16 protein-coding genes are annotated in these 17,645 nt (G+C 57.4%); 10 read left to right on the top strand and 6 right to left on the bottom strand.

What is annotated here, in order from left to right; translation table 11 throughout:
* Nucleotides 1-327 precede the first annotated feature (327 nt).
* The 7 genes from AC2FFF_RS14040 to AC2FFF_RS14010 all read left to right on the top strand — a co-directional run bounded on the left by AC2FFF_RS14040 (nucleotide 328) and on the right by AC2FFF_RS14010 (nucleotide 7,956).
* On the top strand, nucleotides 328-1,347 hold the full coding sequence (locus tag AC2FFF_RS14040) for an ester cyclase (protein ID WP_281973839.1): 1,020 nt from the start codon (nucleotides 328-330) through the stop codon (nucleotides 1,345-1,347).
* A gap of 123 nt (nucleotides 1,348-1,470) precedes the next feature.
* On the top strand, nucleotides 1,471-2,709 hold the full coding sequence (locus AC2FFF_RS14035; protein WP_281973840.1) for an ABC transporter substrate-binding protein: 1,239 nt from the start codon (nucleotides 1,471-1,473) through the stop codon (nucleotides 2,707-2,709).
* 60 nt (nucleotides 2,710-2,769) lie between these two features.
* Nucleotides 2,770-3,798, top strand: coding sequence for a carbohydrate ABC transporter permease (locus AC2FFF_RS14030; protein ID WP_281973841.1), 1,029 nt, complete (start codon nucleotides 2,770-2,772; stop codon nucleotides 3,796-3,798).
* Nucleotides 3,798-4,679 (top strand): carbohydrate ABC transporter permease, encoded by an 882-nt coding sequence (locus AC2FFF_RS14025; RefSeq protein WP_271951248.1) that lies wholly within the window; start codon nucleotides 3,798-3,800, stop codon nucleotides 4,677-4,679. Before AC2FFF_RS14030 ends, AC2FFF_RS14025 begins: the two co-directional genes overlap by 1 nt.
* Nucleotides 4,680-4,818: 139 nt before the next feature.
* Nucleotides 4,819-5,820, top strand: a complete 1,002-nt coding sequence (locus AC2FFF_RS14020) for a nuclear transport factor 2 family protein (protein ID WP_281973843.1) — start codon at nucleotides 4,819-4,821, stop codon at nucleotides 5,818-5,820.
* Complete coding sequence (locus tag AC2FFF_RS14015; protein ID WP_281973844.1) at nucleotides 5,817-6,968, top strand: nuclear transport factor 2 family protein; 1,152 nt, start codon at nucleotides 5,817-5,819, stop codon at nucleotides 6,966-6,968. Before AC2FFF_RS14020 ends, AC2FFF_RS14015 begins: the two co-directional genes overlap by 4 nt.
* Nucleotides 6,961-7,956, top strand: a complete 996-nt coding sequence (locus AC2FFF_RS14010) for a nuclear transport factor 2 family protein (protein ID WP_281973845.1) — start codon at nucleotides 6,961-6,963, stop codon at nucleotides 7,954-7,956. Before AC2FFF_RS14015 ends, AC2FFF_RS14010 begins: the two co-directional genes overlap by 8 nt.
* On the opposite strand, the gene AC2FFF_RS14005 is transcribed toward AC2FFF_RS14010, so the two are convergent.
* Nucleotides 7,957-8,982: a LacI family DNA-binding transcriptional regulator gene (locus tag AC2FFF_RS14005; protein ID WP_281973846.1), complete on the bottom strand. Its 1,026-nt coding sequence runs from the start codon at nucleotides 8,980-8,982 to the stop codon at nucleotides 7,957-7,959.
* A 530-nt stretch (nucleotides 8,983-9,512) separates the two neighbouring features.
* On the opposite strand from AC2FFF_RS14005, the gene AC2FFF_RS14000 reads away from it, so the two are divergent.
* A complete protein-coding gene (locus AC2FFF_RS14000) occupies nucleotides 9,513-10,091 on the top strand; it encodes a tyrosine-type recombinase/integrase (protein WP_281973847.1) in 579 nt (192 codons plus the stop codon).
* A gap of 344 nt (nucleotides 10,092-10,435) precedes the next feature.
* On the opposite strand, the gene AC2FFF_RS13995 is transcribed toward AC2FFF_RS14000, so the two are convergent.
* Nucleotides 10,436-12,619, bottom strand: coding sequence for a transglycosylase domain-containing protein (locus AC2FFF_RS13995; protein ID WP_281973848.1), 2,184 nt, complete (start codon nucleotides 12,617-12,619; stop codon nucleotides 10,436-10,438).
* Nucleotides 12,620-12,877: 258 nt separating this feature from the next.
* On the opposite strand from AC2FFF_RS13995, the gene AC2FFF_RS13990 reads away from it, so the two are divergent.
* On the top strand, nucleotides 12,878-13,216 hold the full coding sequence (locus tag AC2FFF_RS13990; protein WP_142638403.1) for a P-II family nitrogen regulator: 339 nt from the start codon (nucleotides 12,878-12,880) through the stop codon (nucleotides 13,214-13,216).
* Between the two features lie 33 nt (nucleotides 13,217-13,249).
* A complete protein-coding gene (locus AC2FFF_RS13985; protein ID WP_281973849.1) occupies nucleotides 13,250-14,572 on the top strand; it encodes an ammonium transporter in 1,323 nt (440 codons plus the stop codon).
* A 63-nt stretch (nucleotides 14,573-14,635) separates the two neighbouring features.
* On the opposite strand, the gene AC2FFF_RS13980 is transcribed toward AC2FFF_RS13985, so the two are convergent.
* The 4 genes from AC2FFF_RS13980 to AC2FFF_RS13965 all read right to left on the bottom strand — a co-directional run bounded on the left by AC2FFF_RS13980 (nucleotide 14,636) and on the right by AC2FFF_RS13965 (nucleotide 17,584).
* A complete protein-coding gene (locus AC2FFF_RS13980) occupies nucleotides 14,636-15,820 on the bottom strand; it encodes an amino acid aminotransferase (RefSeq protein WP_281973850.1) in 1,185 nt (394 codons plus the stop codon).
* A complete protein-coding gene (gene sseA / locus AC2FFF_RS13975; protein WP_142638408.1) occupies nucleotides 15,820-16,674 on the bottom strand; it encodes a 3-mercaptopyruvate sulfurtransferase in 855 nt (284 codons plus the stop codon). The genes AC2FFF_RS13980 and sseA overlap by 1 nt, the downstream gene beginning before the upstream one ends.
* Nucleotides 16,675-16,754: 80 nt before the next feature.
* On the bottom strand, nucleotides 16,755-17,024 hold the full coding sequence (locus AC2FFF_RS13970) for a CBU_0592 family membrane protein (RefSeq protein ID WP_142638410.1): 270 nt from the start codon (nucleotides 17,022-17,024) through the stop codon (nucleotides 16,755-16,757).
* A 2-nt stretch (nucleotides 17,025-17,026) separates the two neighbouring features.
* Nucleotides 17,027-17,584 (bottom strand): helix-turn-helix domain-containing protein, encoded by a 558-nt coding sequence (locus AC2FFF_RS13965; protein ID WP_142638464.1) that lies wholly within the window; start codon nucleotides 17,582-17,584, stop codon nucleotides 17,027-17,029.
* Between the last annotated feature and the right edge of the window lie 61 nt (nucleotides 17,585-17,645).

Here is a 17,645-nt window from a genome sequence, read left to right as displayed (position 1 = left end):
TCGCAGCAAATCTGGAATCATCAATTCATAGGTCGCGGACAATGCAGAAGATCGGCTTTCGCGACCCGAGGTCCACCTTAGTGAGCATCGCGAAAGCAGGGAAAGCGCCACAACGGGATCCGAAAATTTGATGCGGTTATTCTCTCAGCCTAGTTCAATGTGGGAATTAGAAGCTAGTATCATGCGTGAAGTCGTGGCGCATGCTCTTCCCTATCGTCCACCAAAGCTGACGGGAGTCCCTTTCAGGTAAGGTTGGTGTTGATACCATTTTCGGGGTGTTCTTTTGGGATAGAGTGAAAGCGGTAATTTGTAGAAAAAAGGGCACCAATGGATCGACGTGAGAGCGCATTAGACGCTGCCAAGAAGACAGTCCTGTCGCATCAGCGGCACATAGACACTGCACCGAAGTTTGCGCTTGCTGAAGGGCTTTCGGTCGAAACCAGCGCGAATTGCAGTTTTCAGTTCACTGCACCGTTCCGGGAATGCGTCGGCGCCGAAGATGCCGACAAGAATTTTTGGGGCCCATTGCGAAGTTCGTTTTCTCCCCTTCAACGCAGACCGGACATATTTTTTGCAGGCTACAATCACCTGAGCGATGAACCTGGCGTTTGGGTCGCTTCGATGGGGCACCTTCTTGGTCTGTTCGATCAGCCGTTTCTCGGAATGCGTCCGACCCGACAGTCAACAATGCTCAGATACGCAGAATTCAGCCTGGTTGTGGACGGCAAGATAACCGAAACAACGATGTTCCTGGATGTGCTGAATCTGATGGCGCAGGTGCGGGCCGAAGCACTTCCGCCGTCGACCGCCGCGACGATGGTGACGCCCGGGCCACGCACGCATGACGGCCTGCTTTTCAACAGCCAACCTTCGAGCGAAGGCGAAAAGACTTTGAAGCTGTTTCTCAGGATGATCGACCGTTTGCTGGCGGAAGATGTTCACACAACAAACACGGATCTGTCGTTGGATTGGAAGGAAGACATGATCTGGTGGGGGCCAGGCGGCATCGGTGCACCCTACACCCAGGAACGCTATCTTGAGCAGCATTGCGTTCCCTTCGAAGAAGGCTTGAAGTGGGGCGACTTTTTCGGTCACCGAACGGAGTTCGCAGAAGGCCACTATGGTGGATTCTTCGGTTGGCCCACATTTGATGTGACCTCGCTTGGGGGATATATCGGGCTTGCCCCGAAGTCCGAGAAGAAGGCGACGATGCGCGTTGTTGACCTCTATCGGCGGGAGGGTGATAAAATCGCTGAAAATTGGAACTTCATTGATCATCTGCACTTTCTTGAACAATTAGGTGTCGATCTTATTGCGCGACAACGCCTGCTGACCGGATTGGATTGAGGTTTTGATATTTTAAGAGAATCGAGTATAGTCGACATCGCATACGTATGCGATGTCGAGCGACCAAACTGCTCGTATCTGCTTCTAAGCTGACCCAACGAGGTCGAACCCAGGGAGAAAAACATGTCTATCATCACTCGTCTGGCAGTTACTTCAACTGCGCTTGGAATGACAGTCGGGGCTGCGTTCGCTGATTGTCCGGTTACCAGCGGAAGCGTCAGAATCCTTGCCAACGACTTTCCAGCGCTGCATGCGGTTGTCGATAACGCCGAAGCGTGCGTCGGAGAGGGGGCGGAATTCTCGAAGAACCACTCGACCAAGCACAATGAAATACAGGTTGCAGCGCTCACGGCCAATCCGGCTGAGTATACGACTAAAATCGTAGCGAACTCGTCCATCGTTCCTTTGTTGAATGATGGGCTGATACGCCCGCTGGATGATCTCGTCGCCAAGCACGGTCAGAATTTGCAACCAAACCAGCTAATTCGTGTCGATGGTAAGATCATGGCGATTGCCTTCATGGCCAATGCACAGCATCTGATCGTGCGCCAGGACATTCTTGACCAGGTCGGCAAAGGGGTGCCGACATCCTACGAAGAGGTGCTTGATGTTGCCGAAGCCATCCGCGCGGCTGGCATCATGGAATACCCTTTCGCAATGCTGACCAAATCGGATTGGAACCTCGGCGAAGAGGTCGTGAACATGTATCTCGGTCACGGCGGCGAATTTTTCAAGCCCGGCACGGCTGAGGTGTCCATCAACAACGAAGCAGGCGTCGCGACGCTGAACATGCTGAAATCGCTGATGGAATATTCCAACCCTGACTTCCTGACCTACAATACTGGCGCAGTCGTGCCGCTTTGGGAATCGGGCGAGTTAGCAATGGCTGTCATTTGGGGATCGTCGGTGGGTGGTCTGCTCGACGACGAGGGTTCTACACCTGAAATCGTTGCGGCGACGATGCCTGCCGGTGCGATGACTGTTGCGGGCGGTTCGACGCCAGCGTCATCGCTCTGGTGGGACGGTTTCACCATCGCCGCGAATATCAGCGATGAAGATGCCGAAGCTACTTTCATTGCGATGGTCAATGGCATCTCTGATGACATGGTCATGGCTAATAACGACAAGGCCGTTTGGTTGATGGAAAGCTACAAACCTGGCGTCGCTGCTGAGGGCGTCGCGGCCGTCGCAGGTGCCGGTGCCGAGCCTTATCCGATGCTGCCCTACATGGGGCTTCTGCATTCGGCATTTTTCCAAGAGGTGCCAGACTTTCTGCAGGGCAACGAAAGCGCTGAACAAACCCTAGCTGACATCGAGGCGGCTTATACCGCTGCTGCAAAGGAACAAGGGTTCCTCAAGTAAACACTCAAATGGTGCGCGGCGCTCTTTCAGCGCCGCGCACAACTTTGTCGGGTTTTCGCTATGCCGCACGGAACTTTTGCACGATTTATCTGGCCATCATTCCTGGCAATGATCCTGTTCATTGCCCTGCCGATCGTGTCGGTAGCGATGCAGTCGTTCTTTGTTGAACATGAACAGGTCATGCGTGAGGTCGAGAATTGCGGGCCCTTCACATGTACCACGATTCTACAGGTCGATCTGGAAGCAACCGACGCGTTGAAGGTCGACGCACCTCTCGGGCGTTATAACGGCTTGGGAACCTACACAAATCGTGGGCATCTGGCCTTTGACGAAGTGAGCGGGATCTGGTCAGCATCTGAATCTTTCGGGGGATTCATCTCGGGGGTTTACAACCTGCCGTTCTACAAGGCGCTTTTCTTCACGCTTGCCTATACCTTCGTCGTCACACCGTTGGTGATCGTCTTTGGTCTATTGATAGCTCTGGGTGTGAACCGCCTTCCAAAAGTCACCAAGGGGCCGACAATCTTTGCCTCGCTCTTGCCGATGATCGTGACGCCTCTGATCGGGGGCTTGATCCTTTTTTGGATGGTAGACGCAGACGGCATCATCGGGGCTACGCTGCAGATCATCTTTGACGATCCTGATCTTAGCCTGAAAGCTTCGGCACCGCTCACCTGGATCATGCTGATGGTCTACGGCGTCTGGCATTCGACGCCCTTTGCCTTCGTTGTATTCTACGCGGGGTTACAGACGGTTCCCACGGATACTCTCGAAGCTGCGAAGATCGACGGGGCAAGCAGGTTTCAACAGGTCCGCTATGTCATCGTTCCCTACATGATGCCGCTTCTGGTCTTCATCACCTTGATGCAACTGATGGACAATTTCCGCGTCCTTGAACCCATCGTGTCCTTCTCGGCCGAAGCCAAGGCCAGATCGCTCAGTTGGATCATCTACAACGACCTTTCGGGGCAGGATAAACTCTTCGGCTCGGCCGCAGCGACTTCGATGCTAACAATCCTCGGCGTTGCCATCCTGCTGACACCAGTGCTGATCAAGACCTGGCGGGACTTTAACCGGAGGGCGGTGTGATGGCGTCAGCGGCTAACAAATCACCGCGTCTGCTGACGTGGTTCGCGACCTCGATGATCATCTTCTGGCTGATGATCGCGATCGGGCCGTTTGTCTGGACGGTCTGGGGATCTTTCAAGGTTCAGGGCGATTTCTTTTCCAAGGCCGATTGGCGGAACGCGATCTATGGGGTCTATACCCTGTCCGAAACCGGCGGCAGCTTCACCGGCAACGGATATTATGGCGCCTGGATTCAGGAAGAGTTCTGGCGGAATGTGCTGAACACCACGATTGTCGTTGTTTGCACAGTCATTATTTCTTTGACGCTTGGAACCTTGGGCGGATACGCCTTGGCGCGTTCCGGATATCGTTACGCATTCTGGCTTTTGATCGCAGCACTCGTGTTTCGGGCCATGCCGCATATCACGCTGGTCTCAGGCTACCTGCTGCCATTCTTCGAATGGAACCTGTGGGGACGACTCTCGACCACAATCGTCGTACTGGTCGCAATTAATCAGCCGTTTACGCTTTGGATGTTGCACTCGTTCTTCCTGAACATCCCGAAGGATATGGACGAAAGCGCTATGGTCGATGGCTGCACCCGGTTCCAGGCGTTCTGGCATGTGATAATTCCGGTCATGTGGCCGGGCGTCATTACGACCGGGCTATTTTCTTTCCTTCTGGCCTACAATGATTTTGCAATTACCTCGATGCTTCTGAGTTCGGAAAACCAGACGATGGTGCCCAAAATCGCAAGCTTCCTTACCCAGATACGCGAACAGGGCAACGTGATGTTTGCCGTTTCGGCGGTGGTGAGCGCCATGGTGCCTCTGTTCTTCCTGGTTTTGTTCTTCCAACGCCAGATCGTTAGCGGGTTGACCGCCGGCGCGGTGAAAGGGTGAGGCGATGGACCGCCTGACACTCGCCTCCGCTCCGCTGATTTTCACATGGTATCTGGGAGATCGTCTTCAAACCTAGGGTGTGTCGCGCCGTTAACGCAACGCCGCAACCCAACCGTCACCTCTAGATCAAGGAAGATCCATGTCAGTAGACCTGCAATCCGCCAAGTCGCTTGTTCAAGCGTACTTCACCGCCCGTGACAAAGGCGCCCCCGGGGCCGAAACCGCTGCTGCTTGCGCAGAGTACCTGTCCCCTGAGCACACCTACCGCGGTATGCGCCCGTTTTACGATGTCGAAGGGCCCGAAGCATTGGCCGACACCGTCTGGACACCGCTGAAGAATGCCATGTCCGCCATCCAGCGGCGCCCCGATATCTTTTTCGCCAGTCATGCCGATCTTGACCCGGGTGCCGGCACCTGGGTTGTTGAAATGGGCAATTTCCTGTGCGATTTTACGGACGACTGGCTGGGCATGTCCGCCACCGGAAAAACCACCTATCTGCCCTACGCGACGATGTCTCGGGTCCAGGACGGAGCCATTGTCGAAACGGTAGAGTTTCTGGATATTCTCGCAGTCTTGAGCCAGGCAGGCCGGAACCCACTGGCGAAACAACAGACCGGGGGTATGATGATGTCGCCGGGACCAATGACACACGACGGGCTTCTGCATGACCCCCAGCCCGGGGACCTGACCCAGAACACCTATGATCTGACCCACGCCATGCTGACCGATCTGGCGCTGAGCTATACGTCGCCCGGCGATCATCTGGTCCGGTTCTGGAACGCGGACATGAACTGGTTCGGCCCGGCCGGCATCGGAGCCAGCCTCTCTATTCCCGGCTACCAACGCGGACACACCCTGCCTTTCGAAGCAAAGCAAGACGTGGTGAAGATCCACGACTGGGAACTTGCACTGGCCGAAGGCAACATTGCCGCCTTCATGTGGTGGCCTTGCCTGACCCTTCGCAACACCGGCGATTACCTCGGCGCGCCTGCCAATGACGTGGCTGCCGAAATGCGCGTCGTGGACCTTTATCGCCGCGACGGCGACAAGCTCGCCGAGAACTGGATATTCATCGACATCCTGCATTTCCTTGCCGAACAGGGCGTTGATCTTTTGGCCAATACTGGAGAGACCGAATGACCCAATTCATGCCCGATCGCTCGAAATCGCATCATCCGGCCGCCGCCTTGTCGCGGGGTCACATGCCCACGTCGTTCGACATATCTCTCAAGAACTACACCAAGGGCGGGGCGCACCGCATCCCGCCCTATCTCGGGCCGTCGCAATCGCTTGGCGGGTTCGATCCCGAGTACCGCAACATCGTCGACTATATCGTCCGCATCACCTATCGCATCTGGGAAACCGAGGCCCGTGAAGTCGAATATATCGAAGCGTGTTACTCCGACGATAGCCTTGTCTATGACGACTATGGTCTGCAGCACGGCAACGCCAAGATTGTCGACGACACGCACCACACGACCGGCGCAATCCCCGACATTATCCTTGACGCGGAAGAGGTGATCTGGGCTGGCGATGACACTATCGGATTTCACACTTCACACCTGACGCGCATCAAGGGCAAGAACACCGGGCCGAGCAAATACGGCGACCCGACCGGAGCTGAGGTCGACGTCATGGTCATTGCCAACTGTGTGGCACTTGGCAACGACATTTTTCTTGAGCACGTGCTTTACAACACATCCGCCATGCTCAAGCAGTTGGGCCTTGATCTTTGGGAAGAGGCGGACAGGCTGGCCGCCGATCCTTTCCCCGGCTGGCCGCGCAGCGCCGAAACTTGGGCCGATCTGCGGTCCGGTGTGCGTCCTGAGCGCCCGTTGAGCGTTGGCGAACCTGTTGAGGGGTTCGACCCCGATGCTTTTGCCAGAGCCATCCATGACAGCCTTTGGAATGGCGATGGGGCGGCACTGGATGAATGCTATGCCGCCGATCTGTCATTCGAAGGGACAACCGATCGCAAGTTTTTCGGGCGGGACGCTTATCGCGCCTACATCGCCGAATTGCGTGAAGCCTTCCCTGACATGAAACACCATGTCGACGAGGTCTACTGGATGGGCAACGATGACGATGGTTATCTGATCTCGACCCGTTGGAGCGCCGATGCCACCCATACCGGCGGCATTCTCTACCGAGACCCCACGGGGCAGAAATGCCAGATCTGGGGCATCACGCAACAGCGCGTCAAGAATGGCGTGGTTCAGCAGGAATGGCAGCTTTTCAACGAGTTGGACCTGATGATCCAGATCGCCATGGCCCGCCGCGATGGCTGATTATCAGGACGCCAAGGCGCTTGTCCGCTCCGCCAATGCGGCTATTGATGCGGCAGGCACGGAAAGTGTTTTCGAGGCGATGACACCTCATTTCGCCGCCAATCTTGCGTGGCGCGGCATGTACCCGTTTCATGAGCAGATCAGTCCGGAACGCGTTGCTGACGTCTTCTGGCGGCCGTTGAAACAGGCCATGGGGCCATTGCAACGGCGGCCGGACATTTTCTTTGCCGGACGGAACGAACTTGACGGGTTTTCCTCGGTCTGGGTTGTCGAAATGGGGCATCTGATGGGCACATGGGATCAGTCCTGGATCGGGCTCGCACCCTCCCGCAAGCTTTCGTTTCTGCGCTATTGCGAGTTTCACCGCATTGAGAAGGAAAAGATCGTCGAAACCGCCTGCTACGTTGATATCCTGAACCTTTTGGCGCAATCGGGACGTCATCCAAGCGCGGGCACAACCGGATCGGTCCTGTTGACGCCTGGACCTGCGACGCATGATGGCCTTTTGTACGATGCGCATTCGGAAACCGAAGGCCGGGCGAGTGTCGGTCTGATCTCTGACATGGTCACCGATTTGCGCGCGAACAAAGTTGGCTCGCCCGAAGAGCACATGACCCGTTTCTGGACGCCCAATATGTGCTGGTTCGGCCCCGGCGGCATCGGCGCCAGCGCATTCTTCGATGGTTATCGGCGCGGCCACTCAGGACCGTTCGAGGAGGGTCTGGAATACGTTCGCCACACCGAACATGTCGCGCGTTTGGGCGAGGGCAACTACGGCGGGTTTTTCGGCTATCCCAGCCTATCCCTACGGTCGAAGGGTGGGTTTCTTAGTCTACCGCCTGGCGAAGTCGAAGCCGACATGCGGATCGTGGATCTCTACCGCCGCGATGGCGAAAAACTGGCCGAGAACTGGATCTTCATCGACATCCCACATTTCTTGGCCATGCAAGGAGTGGACATTCTGGCAGAGCTTGGGCGCGAAAGCTGATCAGGTTCTGTTTGCCACGGTGCCGCGCTCGACCAGTTCTGGCACGATGCTCACGTTACCTGCTGTGTCGTTTCCGGCTATCGCAGCTAGCATCAGCGAGACGGATTGGTCGATCATCCGGTTGATCGGCTGGCGCAATGTCGTCAGATCATACTCAGGCAATGCCGCCATTGGAATGTCGTCAAAGCCGACAATCGACACGTCTTGCGGCACCGTGAGTTTCAACTCGCTGCGAATTACGCCGAGTGCTTCGATCGCCATGTAGTCGTTGGCGATGAAGATCGCATCTGGCCGCTTTGACGCTGGTCTGTCCAAAAGTTTGAGGGCAGCAGAGCGCGTCTCAGCCAGATCAAAATGCCCGGCAGCATGATCAAACAGGCTGTGTCCCTGATCCGACAGCTCTTGCTCAAATCCCAATTGGCGGTCGCGCCCGGTCGAAGATTCCGCCCAACCGGACAGCAACGCAATCTTCTGGTGCCCAGTTTCAATGAGATAGCGCGCTGCCAAGCGTCCGCCCAGGACATTGTCTGACGACACGCAAGACACACCTTCCTCAGCCTTTATCCGGTTGAACATAACGACTGAGATACCTTGATCCTGGCAATGCTTGCAAAGCGACGAAGACAGTTCGACCGATGCGGTGATAATCCCGTCAACCTTGTATTCCAGCAATTCGGATACCGTCTCTTCGACCCCGACTGCGGTTTCCGGCATCATGAAAACCATCGCGTGATAGCCGTTCTTCTGCAATTCGATACAGAGCTTTTCCAGTGCCAGCGCATAGAATTGATTGTCCAGATAGCTGAACAGCAAGGCGATGATCTTCGAGCGCCCAGTGATCATCGACCGGGCAAGAGCGTTTGGCCTATAGCCCAACTCCTTGGCCGCATCGAAGATTCTCTTCTTCGCTTCCGCCGATACGCCGGACTGAGTGGGTACACGAGAGAAGGCGCGGCTCACGGCTGATTGCGACACGCCCGCCCGTTTGGCGACGTCGACCGAAGTTACTGAATTCTTCCTGGCCATGTTCCAGATGCCCCGAATTTTTTGTTCCATTTGCCCCGTAATCAACGGAGAATCCGAGGATATTTTCTGCGTGGGCCGGAAGGCTTTCCACGATCCTATCTCTACCGAATGACCCAGGTCAATTGACGGATAGGCAGTATGTTTTGAAGCCTTCAACCCGTCTCGACGTCCGCTCATTTCAGTCGTTCTAAGCGGCAGAGGTTTCGTTTCGTCTTGACGCTGCACATCCTCAAACCATTGGGTGTCCTGCAGACATGACATTCTGCGGCGACCGTATCCGCGACACACGCTGCTGCATTGCCTGTCATCGCCATGGCGGCCAAGGCCCGTCTTCAACATCCACAATGTCGGCTTATGCGTTTCTAGGCCATCGGCGCAGTTCGCCCTTGGACCTCCAAGCCGCCGAAAGCGCTCGCAGAAGATGCCCATTTGAGTGGCTGCCCTAAACGGGCGATCAGCCCTGCTTGCACAATCGCCCAGTCAGCACGGTGCTGATGACGGGGCGTGGAGGGAGGATCGGAGGGCAAATCATGCCAAGAGTCCAACTTCCCGCAGTTACCCCCATGTGCAAAGCCTGGAACAAAGGGCGCATCATCGGACAGAAACGTCCACTGCTGCCAAAACAGGTTTGGGCGATCCGTGCTCGATTCGAGCTTGCAGGCAATCTGCGCGACCTGACTTTGTTCAACGTCGCCATCGACAGCAAGCTTCGAGGCTGTGATCTGGTCAAGCTAACCGTGCCTGATCTTATCAAAAACCATCGCGTCCGGGAACGTGTTTCGGTGATCCAGAGCAAAACCAAGCGACCCGTTCAATTTGAACTGTCGGAAAACACGCGAAAAACCGTTCTGGCCTGGGTCAGAACTCCAGAGATGCTTGCTTGCCTGTTCATGTTTCCAAGCCGGTTTCACGACCGACCACACATCTCGACGCGTCAGTACGCACGGCTTATTCGCGACTGGGTGAAGGCGATCGGGCTGGAGCCGAGTGGATACGGTTTACACTCGCTCCGCCGCACAAAGGCGGCCGAGATCTATCGTAAGACGGGCAACCTTCGCGCGGCGCAACTGCTCCTTGGCCACACCAAAGTCGACAGCACGATGCATTAACTTGGTGTCGAATTGGAAGATGCTCTGAGCATAGCCGAGCTCATCGACATATGACCTACCTTGGCGAGCGGTTCTGCCGTTCGCCATCTCATAACGCGATAAACGGCGACTTCGGCGATATGAGTTGCAAAACAGCGATAGCCATGCCGCAGATGCGAGGTATTTCTGCGTCAGCAATAGCTGCGACTGCACAAGTCCGGTTTGTCCGCATATCGGAAGTTGCAATGTTGGCAGCGGCAGAGCAGTTCAGACGTGGAATTCACGTTGATACGGATGCAAATCGGGCATTCCGCACAATATGCTGTCATTGGCTGACCCTGCGCGCCGACTTTCCCTTGCCTACATCAGTTGCCAAAGATGTTGTTCAGCAGGTTGTTGATCGCATTTTCGAACCCATTGCCCTGATTGCGGCGCTGACGTCTGGGTTGCTCTTGCCGGACGGGCGGATCGGGGGCCAGCATCGGCAGCGGTGTGGGTGTCATCCCCTCGGTCACGCGCACCATCGTCTCTTTCCAAATCTCCGCAGGTAACCCGCCGCCGGTCACGCCGGACAGGGGGGTGTTGTCGTCATACCCCATCCAGACTCCGGTCACATAATCAGCCGTGAACCCGATGAACCAGGCATCCCGCGCCGCCTGCGTGGTGCCGGTCTTACCTGCCACCTGCCAGCCGGGTAGTTTCGCGCGCCCGCCCGTGCCTTCGGACACGACACGTTCCATCATCCAGGTCAGTTGCTTGGCTGCCTTATCGTTGATCACCCGCTCACCGATGCCGGTACTCGTCGCCATCAGAGGGGCGTCGTCCCCCAGCAGCTTCAGCTCGGTCAACCCATAGGGCTCAACCGCTGAGCCACCATTCAGGATACCGGCATAGGCCCCCGTCATCTCGATCAACGTGCTTTCTGACGCGCCCAGCGCCAGCGCGGGTCCCTCGGCCAGATTGCTTTCAATGCCAAACTCACTGGCGACGGTACGGACATTTTCCAGACCGGCAACCTCGGCCACTTTCACCGCCGGGATGTTCAACGAGTTCTTGAGGGCATCAGCAAGCGTGACGCGCCCATAATGCTTGTTGGTATAGTTCTTGGGGCACCATTGCCCCGAACCGGCGATATTGATGCAATAGGGCTCGTCCACCACCGTATCCAGCGGCGAATAGCCCAGCTCCAGCGCGGTGGCATAAACGAAGGGTTTGAAGGATGATCCGGTTTGCCTCAGCGCCTGTGTGGCCCGGTTGAATGCGCCCGATACGCGGGTCTTGCGCCCGCCGACCATCGCCCGCACGGCACCATCTGCGGACATCACCACAATCGCGGCCTGCGCCTTGGACCCTTCGCGGACCTTTTCCTTGAAGATATATTGCAATGCCTCTTCTGCGGATTTCTGCAGGCGCTGGTCGAGCGTAGTTCGGATCACTACATCATCGGTGGTGTCGGACCCAAAAAAGCTGGGCAATTCCGTGATGACCCAATCGGCAAAATACCCGCCGGCGCGTGCAGCCGCAGCCGCAGACAATTGCGCCGGGTTGCTGCGCGCCCCGCTGGCCTGGGCAGTGGTCAGATAGCCCTGCGCCTCCATCAGCCCAATCACCAACTGCGCCCTATCCTGCGAGCGTTGCAGGTTATTTGTCGGCGCATACCGCGTCGGGGCAACCAGCAGACCTGCCAGCATCGCCGCCTGCGAGGGGCTGACCTCGGCGGCAGAAATCCCGAAATAGCGCTGGCTTGCCGCCTCAAAGCCCCGCGCACCGGACCCGAGGAAGGCACGGTTCAGATAGATGGTCAGGATTTCATCCTTGGAGTATTTGACCTCCATCGCGATCGCATAGACAGCCTCTTTGCCCTTGCGCCAAAGGGATCCCTGACGGCAATCAGCCTCATAGGCGGCCTCAGACTCCCATTCGCTGGGCACATAAGGCACGCCCAGACACAACAGCTTGGCCGTCTGCTGGGTGATCGTCGACCCGCCATGGCCAGACAAAGGCCCGCGCCCTTCGCGCAGGTTGATACGCACAGCGCTAGCGACACCCCGCGGACTGACGCCGAAATGGCGGTAGAATCGCTTGTCCTCGGTGGCGACCACTGCATTCTTCAGATACGGAGAAACCGTGTCCGCCGTGATTACCCCGCCGAACTGATCCCCACGCCAGGCAAAGACTTTGCCATCCCGATCCAACAACGTGACCGACCCGCGCGCGCGCCCGTCTAGCAAAGCATCGACATCAGGCAAAGAGGTATAGACAACCCCGACAGCCAGCGCCAGCAACAGGGCAGCCACAGCGCCCACGCGCCAGCTTACCCCCCAGATCAGGCGCCAGACCCAGCGAAACAACCGGCGAAAAAAGCCACCACCACCGCCGGATTTCCGGCGTGTCTTTCTCCGTGTGCTTTTGCGGGTTGTCGTTTTGCGCGCCGCAGCCTTTTTGCCTGCGGGTTTCGCAGTGCCTTTGGTCGCCGTGGGTTTTCGCCCCTTCGACGCGTATCTTTTGTCCGCCACAAGCGGTGCCTTGCGGCGCCTGGACTCAGTCATGCTCAAACTCTGCCCGGTTATCGTTTTGAGGCACCATACCCTGCTATACCGATGAAGTAGAGGTCTGAATTTCCGGAATGCACCCTCTCTAACGCGCCTAAATTTTAATCGATATGCAGAATCTGTGCAAAAATTGTGCACTCACTCACCAATTCCTCCCGAATTTGACCACTGAACCGTTCCTTACACAGCTTCGGCACGCTCTTTTTCTGCAGGTGCAAACACGCCGGACAGACCGGGGAAGCAGAGGGGAACAGCGTGAAACTGATTATTGCAACAATCAAACCGTTCAAGCTCGAGGAGGTGCGCGAGGCACTGACCGACGCGGGCATACGCGGCATGATGGTAACCGAGATCAAGGGCTTCGGCTCGCAATCGGGGCACACGGAAATCTATCGCGGTGCCGAATACGCGGTGAACTTTGTACCCAAGATCAAGCTTGAGATCGTGGTGCCCGCCACGATGGCCGACCAGATCGTAGAAACCATCACCAAATCCGCCAAGACCGGCAAGATCGGCGACGGCAAGATTTTCGTCCTCGACGTTGAGCAGGCCCTGCGCGTGCGGACCGGGGAAACGAACGAAGAAGCGCTTTAAGCGCCCCCACTCAACACTATTCGAGGACTGACAATGAACCTGATGAAATCTCTCATCCCTGCCGCCGCGATAGTCGCGCTGCCGCAGATTGGCCTAGCGCAGGAGGCCGCCACCGGCGAAGCCGCGCTGCACACACAATACATCTTCACCACGCTGCTGTTTCTGATGGCAGGGTTCCTGGTGTTCTTCATGGCCGCCGGCTTTGCCATGCTCGAAGGCGGGCTGGTGCGGTCGAAAAACGTGGCCATGCAGATGATCAAGAACGTGGCGCTGTTTTCCTTTGCCGCGATCATGTACTGGCTGATCGGCTTCAACCTGATGTATCCCGGCGACGGCTGGACCATCGCGGGGTGGGTTGGACCGTTCTTCAAAACCACAGTCCTGGATCCGGTGGGCGTGGGTGCTGACGCCGCGGCATTGGATTATGCTTCGGTTGGTTCGGACTTCTTCTTCCAGCTGGTGTTTGTGGCCGCAACCGCGTCGATCGTATCGGGTGCTGTAGCTGAACGTATCAAGCTGTGGCCCTTCCTGGTTTTCGTGATTGTTCTGACCGGCGTCATGTACCCGATCTCTGGCTCATGGCAGTGGGGCGGTGGCTGGTTGTCCGAGGCTGGTTTCTCGGATTTTGCTGGCTCGACCATCGTGCATTCGGTTGGCGGCTGGGCAGCTCTGGCAGGTGCCCTGATCCTGGGTCCGCGGATTGGCAAGTACAAAGACGGCAAGGTTCATCCGATGCCCGGTTCGAACCTGGCGCTGGCCACTTTGGGGACATTCATCCTGTGGCTGGGATGGTTCGGCTTCAACGGCGGCTCGCAGCTGGCGATGGGAACCGTGGGTGACGTATCCGACGTGTCGCGCATCTTTGCTAACACCAACATGGCCGCAGCGGCAGGCGCAGTGGCAGCCCTGATCCTGACACAGCTGCTGTACAAAAAGCCTGATCTGACCATGGTGCTGAACGGCGCGCTGGCCGGCCTGGTGTCGATCACTGCGGAACCGCTGGCCCCGACGCTGTTCGGCGCGCTGTGGATCGGTGCCGTAGGCGGTATCATCGTGGTCTTCGCGGTTCCGATGCTGGACAAGTTCAAGATCGACGACGTTGTCGGTGCCATCCCGGTTCACCTGTTCGCCGGGATCTGGGGCACCATCGCCGTGATCTTTTACGGCGAAGCCAGCCTGGGTACGCAGCTGTTGGGTATCCTCGCCTACGGTCTGTTCACCTTTGTCGGCGCTTTGATCCTGTGGTCGATCCTGAAGGCCACCGTCGGCATTCGAGTCAGCGAAGAGGACGAGATCAACGGCCTGGACATGGCGGAACTGGGCATGGAAGCGTACCCGGAGTTCTCTAAGGGCTGATATCCAACCCAACCCAACAAAAAACCCGGGCGGTGTCGCCCGGGTTTCTTTTTTTCCGCAGATTTAAACTCCGACGTCGATAATCGCTTTGGCCAGAATCGGAACCGTGTTGGCATTCAGCCCGGCAATGTTCAGACGGCTGTCGCCGACCATGTAGATGCCGTGATCAGCGCGCAGTTGTTCCACCAGTTCCGGTGCCGCGCCCAAGCGCGAGAACATGCCGCGATGCTGGGCGACAAAGCCGAACCGGTCGGAGCCGCTGTGGCGTTGCAGCTCATCGGCCAGTTGCTGGCGCAGCCCCAGCATGGACAAGCGGATCTCTTCCAGCTCGGCCTCCCAGTCGGCCCGCAGGACGGGGTCGGTCAGGATCGTGGTGACCACGCGCGCGCCGTGGTCGGGCGGGAATGAATAGTTCTGGCGGTTCAGAAAGGCCAGCGTGCTCTGGTTCAACGCGGTCTGTCCCGCATCTGCGCTGATTGCCATCAATAGGCCCGTGCGTTCACGGTAGACGCCGAAATTCTTGGAACACGACGCCGCGATCAGGCATTCCTTGACCGAAGAAGCAACAAGGCGGGTCGCCTGCGCATCCTCTTCCAGACCGTCGCCAAAACCCTGATAGGCAATGTCGATCATCGCCACGAGGCCAAGCTCGTTGATGATGTTCACCACTTCCTGCCACTGCACCAGGTTCAGGTTGGCCCCGGTCGGGTTGTGGCAACAGCCGTGCAACAACACCACGTCGCCCGACTTGGCGGTTTTCAGATCGGCAACCATGCCGTCGAAATCGACGCCACGAGTCTCGCCATCGAAATAGCGGTATGGAACCGCTTCGATCCCCAGATAATTCAGGATCGACAGATGGTTCGGCCAGGTCGGGTTCGAGACGAACACGCGGGCCGAAGGGTTGGCCATGCGGATCATCTCAAACGCTTGACGGCATGCGCCAGTGCCGCCGGGCGTAGCCACAGCGGCAATGTTGCCACGCGGCACCGATGTGCGCAGGATCAGGTCAATCATCGCATCCGCATAGGCCGGATCACCAGCCAGACCGGTATAGGCCTTGCTTTCCTGCTCTTCCAGAATGCGCTTTTCGGCGGCCTTGACCGCGCGCATCACTGGCGTGATGCCTTCGGCATTCTTGTAGACGCCAACACCCAGGTCGATCTTCTGATCGCGCGGGTCTTCGCGGTACATCTGCATCAGCGCTAGAATCTTGTCGGCAGGTTGCGGTTTGAGATGTTCAAACATCAGGTCTCTCCGGTTGCGACGGGCAGGGTCGGGAAGGCACCCCATTCAGCCCAGGAGCCGTCATAAAGCGAGTGGTCTTTCTTGCCCATGCGCTCGAGCGCAAGGCTGAGAATCGCGGCAGTCACACCCGACCCGCATGAGGTAATCGCCGGTTTCGACAGGTCGACGCCAGCGGCCTCGAAAATGGCGCGGCATTCCTCGGGCGATTTCATCGTGTGATTCTTGTTCAGCAAGGTGCCGAAGGGGACGTTTCGTGATCCGGGAATACGACCAGACCGCAGCCCTTCGCGCGGCTCGGGATCGGTACCCGCGAAGCGACCGGCTGCGCGTGCGTCGATGATCTCGTGATCCCCCAGCTTGGCTGCGGCAGATACCTGCGTGACATCACGCACCAGATGGTTCTGAACCCGCACGGTCATGTGGCGGTCGCGGATAACAGGAGGCAGGTCTTCAACCTCTCGCCCCTCGGCAAGCCATTTCGGCAAGCCACCGTCCAGCACGGCAATGTTGTCCTGCCCCATCAGGCGGAACATCCACCAGACCCGCGCAGCCGAGGACAGCCCCGAGCCGTCATAGACCACCACCTGATGGCCATCCCCCACGCCCATCGCCCGCAGGCGCGACATGAATTTCTCGACCGGAGGCACCATATGCGGCAGGTCCGACCGAAGATCGGCAATATCATCAATGTCAAAGAATCTCGCGCCGGGGATATGGGTCGCGTCATATTCCGCTTTGGCGTCGCGTCCGTGTTGCGGCAGATACCATGATCCGTCCAGGACCCGCAGGTCCGGATCCTTGAGATGGGCCGCAAGCCATTCGGTTGAAACGAGGGTTTTGGGATCGTCCTGCATCAATGCCTCCCCTATGCGCGCTTGGTTTGTCCCTATACGCGCGCGCATGTCTGTTCAAGGCTGGATGGCGGCCTGTACCGCTAACGGGCCCGCCTGAGGCGGAAAAACTGAGCGATCCCGATCAGACTGATCAAAATCCAGAAGGATTCGATCAGCATCGAGGCCAAATTGAAGTTCTCAAACAGCGAATAGACGATCAGAATCGACCCCAACAGGTTTACCACTGGAAAGGCCAGGTCGTCGGAATTCATCATCCGCATCTGCGTGGCGAAATACGCAGCGACCACGATCATCGCCCCGATTGAGCCGATTCCATCCGCGATGGTCAAAGTGTCAAGAAACGCAGTCATGATCAGCCCTTGCCGTTTTCAGGAAACTCGCTGTGTTGCCCATAATGGTGCATGTTCAAAAACGCTGCCCCCTGCGCGCCCGCACGATAGCCATGCGGCAGATCGGCGGCAAAACGCAGACCCTGTCCAGCGTTTAGCGGCACCCAGGCCTCACCACGCAGAATTTCAAGCGTACCGGAAAGGACAAAGACCTCTTCGGTCACGCCCGCCGCATGCGCGGGCGACTCGTGGCATTGGTTTGGGGTCAGACTGACGTGAAAGGTTTCGGCCCCTAGCGCGGAATCAAACGGAAAGACGATCTTGACCTCGATGCTGCCCGGAAAAGTCACGGTCTGAAAAACAGAGGGGTCCCCATTCGCGGTTTCAATCAGCGCGCTCAGCGGCAGTTGGAACCCCTTGGCGATCTTCCACAAAGTGGCGATGGTTGGGCTGGATTCGCCACGCTCGATCTGCCCCAGCATGGCTTTGCTGACGCCTGTCATCTCGGCGACTTTGGACAGGCTCAGCCCGGATGCCGCCCGCATGTCCCGTAATTTCAGCGTGATCTCGTCCGGTGCCATGATGCCGTCTTTCGAATCCTCTTGTGCGTTATAGCGCACATGTGGTACGTGCGCTATAACG

It is taken from the genome of Ruegeria sp. YTSA226 (assembly GCF_059609905.1).
This window is presented reverse-complemented; position numbering and strand designations above follow the sequence as displayed.

Coding starts and splice junctions, on each gene's coding strand:
- AC2FFF_RS14025 (WP_271951248.1), top strand. CDS start 3,798: ATGGCGTCAGCGGCTAACAAATCACCGCGTCTGCTGACGTGGTTCGCG.
- AC2FFF_RS14030 (WP_281973841.1), top strand. CDS start 2,770: ATGCCGCACGGAACTTTTGCACGATTTATCTGGCCATCATTCCTGGCA.
- AC2FFF_RS13995 (WP_281973848.1), bottom strand. CDS start 12,619: ATGACTGAGTCCAGGCGCCGCAAGGCACCGCTTGTGGCGGACAAAAGA.
- AC2FFF_RS14010 (WP_281973845.1), top strand. CDS start 6,961: ATGGCTGATTATCAGGACGCCAAGGCGCTTGTCCGCTCCGCCAATGCG.
- AC2FFF_RS14020 (WP_281973843.1), top strand. CDS start 4,819: ATGTCAGTAGACCTGCAATCCGCCAAGTCGCTTGTTCAAGCGTACTTC.
- sseA (WP_142638408.1), bottom strand. CDS start 16,674: ATGCAGGACGATCCCAAAACCCTCGTTTCAACCGAATGGCTTGCGGCC.
- AC2FFF_RS14005 (WP_281973846.1), bottom strand. CDS start 8,982: ATGGCCAGGAAGAATTCAGTAACTTCGGTCGACGTCGCCAAACGGGCG.
- AC2FFF_RS13970 (WP_142638410.1), bottom strand. CDS start 17,024: ATGACTGCGTTTCTTGACACTTTGACCATCGCGGATGGAATCGGCTCA.
- AC2FFF_RS14015 (WP_281973844.1), top strand. CDS start 5,817: ATGACCCAATTCATGCCCGATCGCTCGAAATCGCATCATCCGGCCGCC.
- AC2FFF_RS13985 (WP_281973849.1), top strand. CDS start 13,250: ATGAACCTGATGAAATCTCTCATCCCTGCCGCCGCGATAGTCGCGCTG.
- AC2FFF_RS13980 (WP_281973850.1), bottom strand. CDS start 15,820: ATGTTTGAACATCTCAAACCGCAACCTGCCGACAAGATTCTAGCGCTG.
- AC2FFF_RS14035 (WP_281973840.1), top strand. CDS start 1,471: ATGTCTATCATCACTCGTCTGGCAGTTACTTCAACTGCGCTTGGAATG.
- AC2FFF_RS14000 (WP_281973847.1), top strand. CDS start 9,513: ATGCCAAGAGTCCAACTTCCCGCAGTTACCCCCATGTGCAAAGCCTGG.
- AC2FFF_RS13965 (WP_142638464.1), bottom strand. CDS start 17,584: ATGGCACCGGACGAGATCACGCTGAAATTACGGGACATGCGGGCGGCA.
- AC2FFF_RS14040 (WP_281973839.1), top strand. CDS start 328: ATGGATCGACGTGAGAGCGCATTAGACGCTGCCAAGAAGACAGTCCTG.